The organism is Exiguobacterium sp. s133, assembly GCF_018618595.1.
Classification (GTDB): Bacteria; Bacillota; Bacilli; order Exiguobacteriales; family Exiguobacteriaceae; genus Exiguobacterium_A; species Exiguobacterium_A oxidotolerans.
The window spans coordinates 82224-95797 of sequence record NZ_JACSMK010000010.1; the positions used below are offsets into that span (position 1 = coordinate 82224).

The window sequence follows — 13574 nt, forward strand, 5'->3', positions numbered from 1 at the left end:
AAGTGTATTAATTCAATTAGTACACTAATTATAGGAAAATGACCGTCTGACGTCAACTACCGGTCTGACGACGGAAGTGACGGTCGCGAGGAGGTCTTGCTACTGACGTTCTAAATATTTGCTATACTGACGATAGAAGAACCGTCAGGAAGGATGACCGATTATGTTGGATCGATTAAGTGCGTTAGAGGACCGTTATGAAAAATTAAATGATCAGTTGGCTGACCCGGCGATCATTAATGATACGAATCAATTACGAGAGGTCTCAAAGGAGCAATCCCAGCTCGCGCCGACCGTCGAAACGTATCGCGTTTACCGCGATAAGATGGAAGCCTATCAGGAAGCACGTCAAATGTTGACGGATCCCGAGATGCGGGACCTCGCGAAAGAAGAAGTGACAATCCTGGAGCCGGAAATCAAGGAACTCGAAACGAAATTAAAAGCGTTACTCTTACCGAAGGATCCGAACGACGACAAAAACGTCATCGTCGAGATTCGGGGTGCGGCAGGAGGCGACGAGGCAGCCTTATTTGCGTCTGATCTTTTCAAGATGTACTCGAAGTTTGCTGAGAAACAAGCCTGGAAAATCGAAATCATCGATGCGAGCTACACGGAACTCGGCGGCTATAAAGAAATCATCTTCATCGTCAAAGGGACAGGGGCGTACTCGAAACTGAAATATGAGAACGGCGCCCATCGCGTCCAACGTGTGCCTTCGACAGAGTCAGGCGGACGGATTCATACATCAACAGCGACCGTCGCCGTCTTGCCGGAAGCAGAAGATGTCGAAGTTGAAATTCACGATAAAGATGTCCGCGTCGATACGTTTACATCGAGCGGTCCCGGCGGTCAGTCCGTCAATACGACACAATCCGCTGTCCGCGTGACACACGTGCCGACAGGAATCGTCGCCAGCTGTCAGGATGAGAAATCGCAAATTAAAAATAAAGAAAAAGCAATGAAAGTGTTACGAGCACGCGTCTATGATAAAATTCAACGCGAACAGCAGGCCGAGTACGATGAAAAACGCAAATCAGCTGTCGGGACGGGCGACCGTTCCGAGCGGATCCGGACGTATAACTTCGCTCAAAACCGGGTGACGGATCACCGAATCGGCTTGACGATTCAAAAGCTCGACCGGATTCTCCAAGGCGAGATGGATGAAGTCATCGACACGCTCGTGATGGAGTACCAGGCACGGGCATCGGAGGCGGCGAACTGATGCGGATTGCGAAACGATTGAATCAAGCACAAACGATGTTAGTCGCGGCAGGACGCGAGGCGTCGAGTGCCGAATGGTTACTTATGCATGTGTTACAAGTCGACCGGACGGGATTGCTCGTGCGACTTTCGGACGAATTATCGCCGGACGATGACCTGTTATTCAGCGAATACTTACTGGCACACGTCAATGGTGTTCCCGTCCAACACTTGATCGGGTACCAACCCTTTTATGGACGCGATTTTCAGGTTACGCCAGCTGTCCTGATTCCCCGTCCGGAAACGGAAGAATTGATTGAGTTCGTCGTCCGTCGTTTAGGCGGGGAGACGTTCCACCCGGGTGAAATCGTCGATATCGGAACGGGAAGCGGAGCGATCGGGGTCACACTCGCGCTCGAGCTCAGACAGCCGGTCACGACGGTCGATATTTCAGAAGACGCACTTGCGGTCGCGAAAAAAAATCAAGCGGCACTTGGCGGCGACGTAACTTTTTTACAAGGGGATCTGCTTGAGCCGCTCGCCGATCAATCGGTCCGTGTCCTCGTCTCGAACCCGCCTTATATTGAAGAAGATGAGTTGCTCAGTGACGTCGTATTTGACCATGAGCCTCATCTCGCGCTGTTCGGCGGAAAAGACGGTCTCGTTTTTTATCGTCGCTTGATTGACGGCAGCACACGTATTTTAAAGGACGATTTTCGCTTGATTGTGTTTGAAATCGGACACAATCAAGGAAGTGAAGTGCAAATGATGTTAAAAGAGCGTTATCCTACTGCGGAAACGGGTATTTTAAAAGATATAAACGGTAAAGACCGTATCGTGTATGCGGAACGAAAGGATTGTACAGAGTGAAGACGGAAATGATCGATCAACAGACACTGGATGTAGCAGTAAACTTATTAAAAGCAGGGGAAGTCGTCGCGATGCCGACAGAGACCGTTTATGGTCTTGCGGGGGATGCGACGAGCGAGACGGCCGTTCGGCGAATCTTCGCCGCGAAGGGCCGACCGTCCGACAACCCATTGATTGTCCATGTCGCGTCAATCGAACAGGCAGAGCAGTTCGTCACTCGTATTCCGGCTGTCGCGAAACGTTTGATGGATACGTTTTGGCCAGGTGCCTTGACGATCATTCTAGAATCGAACGGAACCGCTTCAAGCCTCGTCACCGCAGGACTTGATACGATCGGATTACGGATGCCGGACCATCCTCTTGCACTTCAATTGATTGAAGCGACAGGACTAGGGTTGGCGGCACCGAGTGCCAACCGTTCCGGAAAACCTTCTCCGACGTCATCGGCACATGTCGCCTATGACCTCTCGGGACGAATCGCAGCAATCGTCGATGGGGGAGAAACCGGTATCGGTGTTGAATCGACCGTCATCGACTGTACGATGACACCTCCGGTCATTTTACGACCGGGCGGCGTCACACGTGAACAGCTGGAAGCGGAGATCGGCACCGTGGCACTCGATCCTGCTTTATCGATGAAAGATAAAACACCGAAGGCACCGGGAATGAAGTACACGCACTACGCACCGGAAGCAACATTGTCCGTCGTGGCGGGCGACCTCTCTTTCCTGCAGCAGCTCATCGATGAAGCACGCCAAACCGGACAAAAGACCGGCGTCATTCTCTTTGACGGAGAAGACGTCGAAGCAGATGTCCGCTGTTTCCTCGGCACGACCGCAGAAACAGCGGCACAGCGTCTTTACGATTGTTTACGGCGATTTGATCAGACGACGGTGGATCAGATTTTTGTACGGGACCTATCAGAAGAAGGGGTTGGGCTAGCAGTCCGAAATCGGCTCCATAAGGCAGCAGGTGGTCGGATCATTCGCCCGTAAAGAAGGAGGATACTGAGATGAGCACACGTCGCGTATTGTTTATCTGTACTGGAAATACATGCCGGAGCCCGATGGCGATGGCATTACTACGCTCAAAAGTCGCAGATCAAGAGTTTGATGTCCGGTCTGCGGGACTGCGTTCGATGCAAGGCTTCGATGCGTCAGAGAACGCACTCCAAGTATTGCGGGAACGGGGAATTGAACTCGAGCATTATACGCAAGTTTTCGATGATGTTCTCGGACGCTGGTCTGACATCATCTTGACGATGACGCGGAGTCATAAACAAGAAGTCGGGGAACGTTACCCGGAACTGAAGGACCGGACGTTCACCCTCTATGAATATGTGACAGGGCTTGAGCGGGACATCAACGATCCGTACGGTGGATCGATGAACGTCTATCGCCAAGTTCGAAATGAACTCGAACCCCTCGTCAACCGTCTTGTGTTAAAATTAACGCAGAACGGAAATGGAAGAAAAGCGCCGGACAACCGGAAACTTCCGAAAAAACAACCTAGACAAACGGGGGAATAGTTCAGATGAAAGTAGCAATCGGTGCAGATCATGGTGGCTTTAAACTCAAAGCAGAAATCAACGGTTTATTAAAGGAACTCGGGATCGACTATACGGACTTCGGTACGTATTCGTCTGACTCGATTGATTACCCGGACGTCGCGATTCCCGTCGCGGAGGCCGTCGCGAACGGTGAATTTGATCGTGGAATCCTGATTTGCGGAACAGGAATCGGAATCGGAATCGCAGCGAATAAAGTCAAAGGGATTCGTGCGGCACTCGTCCATGATACGTTCAGTGCGAAAGCGACACGTCAGCATAACAACTCGAACATCTTGACGATGGGCGAACGTGTCATCGGACCGGGTCTTGCGCTTGATATCGCAAAGATTTGGTTAGAGACGGAGTTCGAAGGTGGACGTCACGAAAACCGTGTCTGCAAAATCTCGGATTATGAGGTGAAGTAAATGGATCTCGAACAGATTAAACAGGATCTTGAAGCCTCGTTGACCGATTTGAATGAGCGCTTCCCTTTAAAAGGGAAGCTGCTCGTCATCGGTTGTTCGACGAGTGAAGTCATCGGTAAACAAATCGGAAAAGCGGGTTCGCCGGAAGTCGCGGAAGCATTATTCGAGGTGTTCGATACATTTCGTCGTTCGCATCAAATCGATCTTGCGTTCCAAGGTTGTGAACACATCAACCGCGCCTTGACGCTCGAACGCCAAACGGTTGAACGACTTGGACTGGAACCGGTCACGGTCGTCCCGGTACCGGAAGCAGGTGGTTCGATGGCGAGTATCGCCTATGAACGTTTTTCTGCCCCGGTCGTCGTCGAATCGATTCAAGCAGATGCTGGAATCGACATCGGAGACACGTTCATCGGCATGCACTTGAAGCCGGTCGCCATCCCGGTTCGCCTTCCACACCGGGAAATCGGTGAGGCACATGTTACGGCAGCAACGACGCGTCCGAAGTTAATTGGTGGAATGCGTGCTAAATACGAATGATTCATGCAAGGGGTTGCATACCTCTTGCTATTTTTCTGCACTTTTTGTGGGTGCCGCGGACTGATTATTCGTGTTAAGATAGGCGTATCGAAAATGAATGGGGGAATTCAGATGGAACAAACACCGCTTACGTATCTGAAACAGCAAGATGAGGAACTCTTTTCGGCAATGCGCAAGGAACTAGGACGTCAACGCGATAATATCGAGTTGATTGCGTCAGAAAACTTCGTCTCGCAAGCTGTCATGGAAGCACAAGGTAGCGTGCTGACGAACAAGTATGCAGAAGGTTACCCGGGACGCCGTTATTACGGTGGGTGCGAATTCGTTGATCTCGCAGAAGACTTGGCACGTGATCGTGCGAAAGCAATCTTCGGTGCCGAACATGCAAACGTTCAACCGCACTCGGGTGCACAAGCGAACATGGCCGTCTACTTCACGATTCTTGACCAGGGCGATACGGTCCTCGGGATGAACCTCTCACACGGTGGCCACTTAACGCATGGTAGTCCTGTGAATTTCTCCGGTGTTCAATACAACTTCGTCGAATACGGTGTCGATCAAGAGACAGAGATGATTGATTACGATGTCGTCGCGAAGCTTGCAGAAGAACACAAACCAAAATTGATCGTTGCGGGAGCATCGGCTTATCCGCGCGTCATCGACTTCAAACGTTTCCGTGAAATCGCAGACAGCGTCGGCGCATACTTGATGGTCGATATGGCGCATATTGCAGGGCTCGTTGCAGCGGGTCTGCACCCGAACCCTGTCGAGCATGCACACTTCGTCACGACGACGACGCACAAGACACTCCGTGGGCCACGTGGTGGGATGATTCTCTGTAAAGAAGAACATGCGAAAGCGATTGATAAATCGATCTTCCCTGGTATTCAAGGCGGTCCCCTCATGCACGTCATCGCAGCAAAAGCGGTCGCGTTCGGTGAGGCACTTGCTCCTGAATTCAAAGACTACATTGGTCAAGTCGTCACGAATGCAAAAGTACTCGGTGAAGAATTGACGGCACGTGGTCTGCGGATCGTTTCAGGCGGCACGGACAACCACTTGTTGCTCGTCGACTTACAGCCGCTCGGCATCACAGGTAAGCTCGCTGAGCATGCCCTTGATGAAGCGGGTATCACGGTCAACAAAAACACGATTCCATTCGATCCGGCCAGCCCATTCGTCACGAGCGGGATTCGCATCGGGACGGCAGCGATGACGTCACGTGGTTTTAAAGAAGAAGAAATGAAACAAATTGCGGCATTGATTGAACTCGTCCTCAAAAACCCGGAAGACGACGACACATTAAAAAATGCACACGAGCAAGTCCTTGCATTGACAGGTCGCTTCCCGCTTTACCCGGAACGCGGGTAATCGGAACGCATGCTGACCCGTCTGTTGAACCACCTCTTTCTTTTCGATCGCTGAGAAGTCAGAGGTGGTTTTTTTGATTGACGAGTAAACGATAGGATAGGAGGGACGAAAGATGGAGATTTTAGTCGTAGAAGACGACCAAAACATTCAACACCTGATTGTCGAGACGCTCGAAGCAGACGGCCATCGCGTCCGGGCGACGGCAGACGGGCAAGAAGCGGCGTGCTGGATAAACGAGCTGACGTTCGAGGCGGCGATTCTCGACGTAATGATCCCCGGGCGGAGTGGACTTGAGTTATGTGAACAGCTCCGGCAACGAGATGAACTGCCGATTTTGCTGTTGACGGCGCTCGGAGAGTTGACAGATAAACGCGCCGGATTTACGGCAGGTGCCGATGATTACATCACGAAACCGTTTGACCCGGAAGAATTATTATTCCGCTTACACGCCGTCGCCCGGCGGTATCAAAAGGCGGCGCTTCCGATTCTCCGGTTTGGTGACGTAACGATTGATAAACGCAGTCAACAGGTGATGCTTGGCGAAACGGAATTGACGTTGCCTAGGCGTGAGTTCGACTTGTTACATCAGCTTGCGAGTTTTCCGGGACGTGTCTTCAGTCGGGAGGAATTGATTGAACGGGTCTGGGGACTCGACTTCATGGGTGATGATCGGACGATTGACGTCCATATCAAACGCTTGCGCAGTCGCTTGCGCCATACGGACGCGATTCACATCAGTACCGTCCGCGGTCTCGGTTACCGACTGGAGGCGAAGGGATGAAGTCACTTTATACGAAAATCGTCGGACTCGTCTGTCTGGTCCTGCTCGTGTCGGCCTTGATTTCCTTACTGATCAGCAACTTGTTTTACTACAATGTCTTGCAGTCTTCCTATAGTCAAAAGGTCGAAGAGGCGGTCGATCAATCGTTTGCCTACTATGAACGGCATGGCGACGGACAGACCGGTTCCTTCTACGACATGTTGAGCGCGACGGGTTTTCAGCTCTATGTCGTCCCGGAGACAGGCCCCGTTATCCGCCACGGGAATACATTCCGCGACGAAACACTGGCACCGGCGATCATCGAACGGGTCCGCGCCGGGGAAGTCTATCACGGAATGCGGGACTATCCGTTTCATCTCTTTTTACTCGGTCTGTTTGACAATGAAGTCGTCAATACAGTCGGTGCGTCGCTCGAAACGCCAAACGGGACCGACGCCGTCTTCATTCGACCCGATTTGAGCCGACAAATCCGTGAACTCCATTTGTTCGTCGGAGCCTTCCTCGGCTTACTCGTCGTCATCAGTTTTCTGTTGCTTGCCTTCTCAATCCGCTATCTCGTGCGTCCGATTAAACGCTTGACGGATGCGACAAAACAAGTCGCGTCCGGTGACTATGCCGTTCATGTGGCGACGACCTCGCGCGATGAGATTGGAGAGTTGTCACGGCGGTTCGGTGAGATGGCGGAAGCAGTCGCGAAGTCGGATGCTGAGCGCAAAACGTTCGTCGCCAACGTCTCGCACGAGTTTCAGTCGCCACTGACGACGATTAAAGGGTACGCCGGTCAACTGCAACCGCATGTCGCACCTGTCGGACAGGATAAACTGGCAACGATTGCGCGTGAAGCAGACCGGATGGCAGAGATGACCCGGCAACTGCTGGTCCTCGCCCGGCTCGATGAAGGAAGTCGGATGCGACTGGAGTCAATCCATCTTGGACAAGCGATTCGGACGACGCTCGCGACACTCGCCTACCAAATCGATGAACGTGGTGTCGCTGTCGCTGTTGATGTCGCGAGTGACATGACGATCGAGGCGGATGCCGCCGCACTCGAACATGTTTTTCAAAATGTCATCCGGAATGCCCTCCATGTTTCAAACGACGGGGACATGATTACGATTGAAGCCGAACAGACTGCGGAGCACGTCATTGTCCGCATCACGGACGAAGGTCCCGGTATGTCAAACGACATGATTGCCCATGCCTTTGACCGCTTTTATCAAGCCGACACGGCACGCGGTTCGCGCGGGACGGGGCTCGGGCTCGCCATCGTCGCCGAGACCGTCAAGCAGTTGCACGGGACGGTCGAGATTGATTCGAAAATCGGCGCGGGGACGACGTTCATCCTGACGTTTTTACGGGCGACGTAAGTTGTTCATGCTCCGTTCATATAGTATCCGTAAGATAAGACCTGTAACGCACATACAGGAGGGATATTAAATGAAAATGGGTTGGCGCGAACTAATCCGGATGAAAAAACGCTTCGGTCTGATGGGGCTCGTGACGACATTGATCATCGTCTTGATTTTAATGATCACCGGGCTCGCAGACGGACTGGCATACGATAATGGAGCCGTCATCCGGAATTTACCGGTTGAGCAGGTGGCACTCAGTCAAGAGGCGGAAGGGCAACTGACGCGATCATTTTTAGAGGAACAGGAGCAACCAAAAGGGACGGAGGCACTCGGCGTTCAAAATATGGTTCTCGAGAAACAGGACGGGACGAAGGACGATGTGACGGTGTTTGCGTTACCTGCTGAGACGGCGTACGGTCCAAAGCAACTGCAAGCGTTGAAACGAGGCGAAGTTCTCGTCGATACCGCTTATGCGAAACAGACCGGGACCGCAGTCGGCGACAAAGTAACCGATTTTCGGACGAAGATGACGTTTACGATCGTCGGTACCGTCACGGATGGACGTTACAGCCATGCGCCTGTGTTATGGACGACGCTTGCGTCGTGGGACGACTGGCAAGCGAAGATGCAGACGAACTATGTCTCGGCATTTGTCAGTCAGGATTCATTCAAAACGGACCTGACGACGTATACGAAAGCAGACATCGTCAAGCAGGTTCCCGGTTACGCAGCGGAACAAAATTCATTCCAGATGATGCGGCTGGCGCTTGTCGTAATCGGCGCCTTGATTTTGACGGCGTTTTTCTATATTTTGACGATGCAAAAAATGAAGCAACTGGGCATCTTGAAGGCGATCGGGATTCGGACACGGACGATTGGAAGCGCGCTCGTCTTGCAGGTGTTCGTCTTGACGCTCCTGTCGCTTGCTTTCAGCCTGTGCGTGACGCTCGGTGTCAGCCAAGTCTTACCGAGCGGCATTCCGTTTCGTTTTGAGTGGGATACGAGTCTCGGTTACGGGGCATTGTTGATCGGTACGGCATTAATTGGATCCGTGATTCCGCTCCGGGCCTTAAAAAAACTTGAGCCGGCAGACGCGATGGGAGGAATGGCAGGATGATTAAGATGACACATGTCGAACAGACTTACAGTGACGTCCCCGTGCTCCATGATGTTTCATTCGAAGCGAAAGCGGGTGAACTGATTGCCTTAGTCGGACCGAGCGGAAGTGGAAAAAGTACGTTGCTCCAACTGCTCGGATTGTTGCAAACACCGACAGCGGGAGACATTCAGTTTGGGGAACAGCACGTCAATCAGCAATCGGACGAAGCACGCCGAAAGATGCGCCTCGAAGAGATCGGATTCATCTTTCAGGAATCGCATCTCGTTCCGTTCCTGACGGCGGCGGAACAACTCGAACTCGTCGCAGAAGAAGCGGGGCGGAAAGTTGACGCCGCCGCGATGCTCGCCGCTTTTGGATTAAAAGACCGTGCACACCATTTGCCACACGCCTTATCGGGTGGAGAACGACAGCGTGTCGCGATCATTCGGGCACTCGTCAATCAGCCGCGACTCGTCCTCGCAGATGAACCGACGGCAAGCCTTGATTATACGAACGGACGCCAAGTGATGGAAGTGTTACAAAAGCAAGCCCATGAGGAACAAAAAACGGTCATCGTCATCACCCATGATGAGCGGATGCTTGAGTATTGTGACCGTGTCCTGCGGATCGAGGATGGTTACTTGAGCGAAGTGGAATAACGCGGACGTCGTCTCGAGACAAGAGGCGGCGTCCGTGTTTTGTCCACCATGCGTCAGAAGACTTATATTTTACGACCATGATTTTTGGTATACTTAACCTTAGTAAAATAAGGTAAGGGTGGAAACTGTCAGATGAAATTTTCAGCACTGGTCCAATCAGAACTCGAAACAATCAATACGACTCAAATTGCGGACTGGCTGACTAAAAAAAGTCAAACAGAACGTGAATATAAACGACTCAGTGAAGACTTTAAAGCAATCGTCATCATGCAAGAAGCAGGCTTTTATGAACAAGCGGACACGCGGTTCAGCCAGTGGAAGAACAAAGGGATTCCGGCGGAGCTCCAGCGGTACCGGTTAGCAATCGCCGGAAAAGCGGGCGGGAAGCGACTCGTCAAAAAGCGTTTTTCCATGCTCCCGGCAGCTGTCCAAAATCATCCGCAGCTCAAACCGTGGAAAAAGCAGCTGCAATCGAATCCGTGGATGCTCGGCGGATTGCTTGTTGCGGGTCTTGCCGTTCTCGGTCTCTTTCAACTTGATTTCTCACAACCGGAAGAAGTGCCGGTCGTGACCAATCAAGAGAACGTTGAACAAAAATTGGCCGCGCTTGAAAAAGAAGTCGAGCAATTAAAAGAAAAAAATGAACAGCTGACAGAACAAGCACCAGTGAAATCAAAAGACACAACGAAACCAAAAGAGACAGCGAAACCAAAAGAGACAGCGAAACCAAAAGCGACTACGGATGCAAAGAAGACGCTTTCTCCCGAAGAAACATTGAAACAGGCGATCGCTGCGACGCAAGAAAAAGATTATAAGTCAGCGAACCGCTTGTTGACGGGAACTGTGTTAACGGATGACGCAACGAAGGGCATGGCACGTTTTTATCAATTGATTGCTGGAGGCAAGTTAGGTGAAACGAAACAAACGGATTATGTCGCGTATCGAGAGGACTTCCCGGATTCCGGTTACATGAGTGATGTGTTATGGATGCAGGCCGTCTATGAACAAAAGAATAAGGTCGGCGATTATAAGGCGACGTTAGAAGAATTAGCGAAGCAACCAGATAATGAATGGTCCTATGCGGCGCAAGCGATTCTTGACGGGAAAAGTACGCTTGGGGAGGAGTGATTCCAAAAAAACAGTTCCCAAGCGGTCACTTTTTGGAGTACAATGCGAAAAGAGAATTGAGAGGAGATGCAAACAATGAGTAAAGTACATGTATTTGATCACCCATTGATTCAGCACAAAATGACAATCATGCGTAAAGTCGAAACGGGGACGAAACAATTCCGGGAGCTTGTCGACGAAGTGGCTTCATTGATGGCATATGAAATCACGCGTGACCTTCCACTCACAGAAGTCGCAATCGAGACACCGGTCACGAAAACGACGCAGAAGATGATTGAAGGCAAGAAGCTCGGAATCGTTCCGATCCTTCGCGCAGGACTAGGGATGGTCGACGGGATGCTTCGGATGATGCCGAACGTCAAAGTCGGTCACATCGGTCTTTACCGTGATCCAGAGACGCTTGAACCAACGGAATACTACCTCAAGTTGCCGACTGACGTCGCAGAACGTGATTTTGTCGTCGTCGACCCAATGCTTGCGACAGGCGGCTCGGCTGCTGACGCAATCTCCTCTTTAAAGAAACAAGGCGCGAAAAGCATTAAACTGGCTTGCCTGTGTGCAGCACCTGAAGGCGTCAAACGCGTTCAGGAAGAGCATCCGGATGTCGATATTTACCTCGCGGCACTCGATGAAAAACTGAACGATCATGGTTATATCGTCCCTGGACTCGGGGATGCCGGTGATCGTTTGTTCGGTACGAAGTAAGACAGAAGCAGTCTGCCACTCCCGGCAGGCTGCTTTTTTTGTTGTAAGATGCAGGACAGCTTTCAACTATGCTTAAATGGAGGAAGTAGAAAAAGGAGGAAGTAATGATGCCCATCAAAGTCATGCCCATCTTTGGAACACGACCGGAAGCCATCAAGATGGCACCGCTCGTCAATGCCTTAAAACAAAATCCAGCGTTCGATGTCCATGTGACGATCACGGCGCAACACCGGGAAATGCTTGATCAAGTGTTACGGATGTTCGAGATTGAACCGGATTCTGACCTCAATATCATGCAACCCCGTCAGACGCTTGTCGACATCACGACGCGTGGTCTCGAAGGACTTGATCTCGTCATGAAGGATGTCAAACCGGATCTCGTTCTCGTTCATGGCGACACGACGACGACGTTCGTCGGTAGTCTTGCTGCCTACTACAATCAAATCGCCGTCGGACACGTCGAAGCCGGACTCCGTACATATAATAAATACTCACCGTTTCCGGAAGAGGTCAATCGTCAATTGACGTCGACACTCGCAGATCTGCACTTTGCGCCGACCGATCAGGCGGCAGCGAACTTAGCATCTGAAAATCGTTATGCTGGTGTCTATGTGACGGGAAATACGGCAATCGATGCCCTGCAGACGACGGTCCAGCCGGATTATGTTCACCCTATGCTCGAGGCAGTCGGCAAACGACGCCTGATCTTGATGACGGCACACCGGCGAGAAAACCTCGGAGAGAAGATGCATCAGATGTTTCGGGCGATCCGTCGACTCGTCGATACATATCCGGACGTGCACGTCGTCTATCCGGTCCATTTGAATCCGGTCGTCCAGGAAACAGCGGCTGAAATCTTTGGGGGACACGACCGCATCACGTTAATTCCGCCGCTCGATGTATTCGACTTTCATAACTTTGCCAGTCGTGCCCATTTAATCCTGACCGATTCCGGCGGCGTACAGGAAGAAGCACCCTCGCTCGGCGTACCTGTCCTTGTGTTACGCGATACGACGGAGCGTCCGGAAGGAGTCAAAGCCGGTACGTTGAAACTTGCCGGAACAGATGAAGAGACGATTTACCGGATGGCGAGCGAGTTGCTTGAAGACGAAGCGGCCTATGCAAAAATGGCGCATGCTTCAAATCCTTACGGGGACGGTCATGCGTCGGAGCGGATTGCAGCAGCGATTTTAGCGCACTTCAATCAAGGGGAAACTTCAGAACCCTTTCATGCAGATATCTAAAATGAAGTAATCCAGTCCAAAAAATGTTTATTTAGGGCGTTTCCGTATATCTTGCCGTTCCCACGGGAATCAAGACGAACGGATGCGTCCTTTTTAATGATTCCGTTTAAGGTTAACTTCCATAAGTTGTTTCAGACGTTCCCGTCGACCTCGCTTTCCTCGGGCGAGGGACAAGTCGCGACTCGGTACACGGTGTGTGCCAAGCCGGGTCTTGTTTCCCTCTGACGAAACCACGATGAACTGTGGTTTCTTTTCCCGTAGGAGTCGAGTCGACCTGGGTACGTCCTTTTCAATTACGCTCTACTAAACTTTGGTCAAGGCGTAGTGTTGTTAGTCACTTGTAAATTGAATCGCCTTGAGCAATTCCTCTCGACTCCTATGGGAAGAGGAAGCGGAACGCTTCCGACAGGGACAAGCGAGACCCGGTTACCCGATAGGGAAATCGCGGCTTGCGTCCCGCCCAAGGAAAGTGAGAGGAAATAGCGAAAGGTCTATTCAATAATCAATAATGGTCTATCCGATAATCACTAAACAAAAAGCAGTGAGTAAACATACATCAATATATCTTTAACTAAGAAATAAACGCCTCAATCTGCCTGATTGTGAAGAAAATGTAAAATCTAAATCACCGTGCTGACCTTAAAACCTATA

General features: G+C 51.3%; 14 protein-coding genes. All 14 read left to right on the forward strand.

What is annotated here, in order from left to right:
• Positions 1-163: 163 nt before the first annotated feature.
• The 14 genes from prfA to wecB all read left to right on the forward strand — a co-directional run bounded on the left by prfA (position 164) and on the right by wecB (position 12923).
• A complete protein-coding gene (gene prfA / locus KNP96_RS12975) occupies positions 164-1222 on the forward strand; it encodes a peptide chain release factor 1 (protein ID WP_214770987.1) in 1059 nt (352 codons plus the stop codon).
• Positions 1222-2070 carry a peptide chain release factor N(5)-glutamine methyltransferase gene (gene prmC, locus KNP96_RS12980; protein WP_088837980.1) on the forward strand — a complete coding sequence of 283 codons (849 nt, stop codon included), beginning with the start codon at positions 1222-1224 and terminating at the stop codon, positions 2068-2070. Before prfA ends, prmC begins: the two co-directional genes overlap by 1 nt.
• Positions 2067-3065, forward strand: coding sequence for an L-threonylcarbamoyladenylate synthase (locus KNP96_RS12985; RefSeq protein WP_214770989.1), 999 nt, complete (start codon positions 2067-2069; stop codon positions 3063-3065). Before prmC ends, KNP96_RS12985 begins: the two co-directional genes overlap by 4 nt.
• Before the next feature lie 17 nt (positions 3066-3082).
• Complete coding sequence (locus KNP96_RS12990) at positions 3083-3598, forward strand: low molecular weight protein arginine phosphatase (protein WP_029331765.1); 516 nt, start codon at positions 3083-3085, stop codon at positions 3596-3598.
• Between the two features lie 5 nt (positions 3599-3603).
• Entirely contained in the window at positions 3604-4044 is a 441-nt protein-coding gene (gene rpiB, locus KNP96_RS12995) for a ribose 5-phosphate isomerase B (protein ID WP_029331763.1), read from the forward strand.
• Positions 4045-4584, forward strand: coding sequence for a TIGR01440 family protein (locus KNP96_RS13000; RefSeq protein WP_214767769.1), 540 nt, complete (start codon positions 4045-4047; stop codon positions 4582-4584).
• A 111-nt stretch (positions 4585-4695) separates the two neighbouring features.
• Positions 4696-5955, forward strand: a complete 1260-nt coding sequence (glyA, locus tag KNP96_RS13005; protein WP_088837978.1) for a serine hydroxymethyltransferase — start codon at positions 4696-4698, stop codon at positions 5953-5955.
• A 112-nt stretch (positions 5956-6067) separates the two neighbouring features.
• On the forward strand, positions 6068-6736 hold the full coding sequence (locus tag KNP96_RS13010) for a response regulator transcription factor (protein ID WP_214770991.1): 669 nt from the start codon (positions 6068-6070) through the stop codon (positions 6734-6736).
• Entirely contained in the window at positions 6733-8103 is a 1371-nt protein-coding gene (locus KNP96_RS13015) for a sensor histidine kinase (protein ID WP_214770993.1), read from the forward strand. The genes KNP96_RS13010 and KNP96_RS13015 overlap by 4 nt, the downstream gene beginning before the upstream one ends.
• 70 nt (positions 8104-8173) lie before the next feature.
• Positions 8174-9205 carry an ABC transporter permease gene (locus tag KNP96_RS13020; protein WP_214770995.1) on the forward strand — a complete coding sequence of 344 codons (1032 nt, stop codon included), beginning with the start codon at positions 8174-8176 and terminating at the stop codon, positions 9203-9205.
• Entirely contained in the window at positions 9202-9846 is a 645-nt protein-coding gene (locus tag KNP96_RS13025) for an ABC transporter ATP-binding protein (RefSeq protein WP_214767759.1), read from the forward strand. Before KNP96_RS13020 ends, KNP96_RS13025 begins: the two co-directional genes overlap by 4 nt.
• A 132-nt stretch (positions 9847-9978) precedes the next feature.
• The gene (locus tag KNP96_RS13030; protein WP_214770998.1) at positions 9979-10974 is read left to right on the forward strand and encodes a hypothetical protein; all 996 of its coding nucleotides are present in this window, start codon (positions 9979-9981) and stop codon (positions 10972-10974) included.
• A 75-nt stretch (positions 10975-11049) separates the two neighbouring features.
• The gene (gene upp, locus KNP96_RS13035; protein ID WP_029331752.1) at positions 11050-11679 is read left to right on the forward strand and encodes a uracil phosphoribosyltransferase; all 630 of its coding nucleotides are present in this window, start codon (positions 11050-11052) and stop codon (positions 11677-11679) included.
• Positions 11680-11786: 107 nt separating this feature from the next.
• A complete protein-coding gene (wecB, locus tag KNP96_RS13040) occupies positions 11787-12923 on the forward strand; it encodes a non-hydrolyzing UDP-N-acetylglucosamine 2-epimerase (RefSeq protein ID WP_251135796.1) in 1137 nt (378 codons plus the stop codon).
• The last annotated feature ends 651 nt before the right edge of the window (positions 12924-13574 follow it).

Coding starts and splice junctions, on each gene's coding strand:
- rpiB (WP_029331763.1), top strand. CDS start 3,604: ATGAAAGTAGCAATCGGTGCAGATCATGGTGGCTTTAAACTCAAAGCA.
- upp (WP_029331752.1), top strand. CDS start 11,050: ATGAGTAAAGTACATGTATTTGATCACCCATTGATTCAGCACAAAATG.
- prmC (WP_088837980.1), top strand. CDS start 1,222: ATGCGGATTGCGAAACGATTGAATCAAGCACAAACGATGTTAGTCGCG.
- KNP96_RS13010 (WP_214770991.1), top strand. CDS start 6,068: ATGGAGATTTTAGTCGTAGAAGACGACCAAAACATTCAACACCTGATT.
- KNP96_RS13025 (WP_214767759.1), top strand. CDS start 9,202: ATGATTAAGATGACACATGTCGAACAGACTTACAGTGACGTCCCCGTG.
- KNP96_RS13015 (WP_214770993.1), top strand. CDS start 6,733: ATGAAGTCACTTTATACGAAAATCGTCGGACTCGTCTGTCTGGTCCTG.
- KNP96_RS13020 (WP_214770995.1), top strand. CDS start 8,174: ATGAAAATGGGTTGGCGCGAACTAATCCGGATGAAAAAACGCTTCGGT.
- prfA (WP_214770987.1), top strand. CDS start 164: ATGTTGGATCGATTAAGTGCGTTAGAGGACCGTTATGAAAAATTAAAT.
- wecB (WP_251135796.1), top strand. CDS start 11,787: ATGCCCATCAAAGTCATGCCCATCTTTGGAACACGACCGGAAGCCATC.
- KNP96_RS12990 (WP_029331765.1), top strand. CDS start 3,083: ATGAGCACACGTCGCGTATTGTTTATCTGTACTGGAAATACATGCCGG.
- KNP96_RS13030 (WP_214770998.1), top strand. CDS start 9,979: ATGAAATTTTCAGCACTGGTCCAATCAGAACTCGAAACAATCAATACG.
- KNP96_RS13000 (WP_214767769.1), top strand. CDS start 4,045: ATGGATCTCGAACAGATTAAACAGGATCTTGAAGCCTCGTTGACCGAT.
- glyA (WP_088837978.1), top strand. CDS start 4,696: ATGGAACAAACACCGCTTACGTATCTGAAACAGCAAGATGAGGAACTC.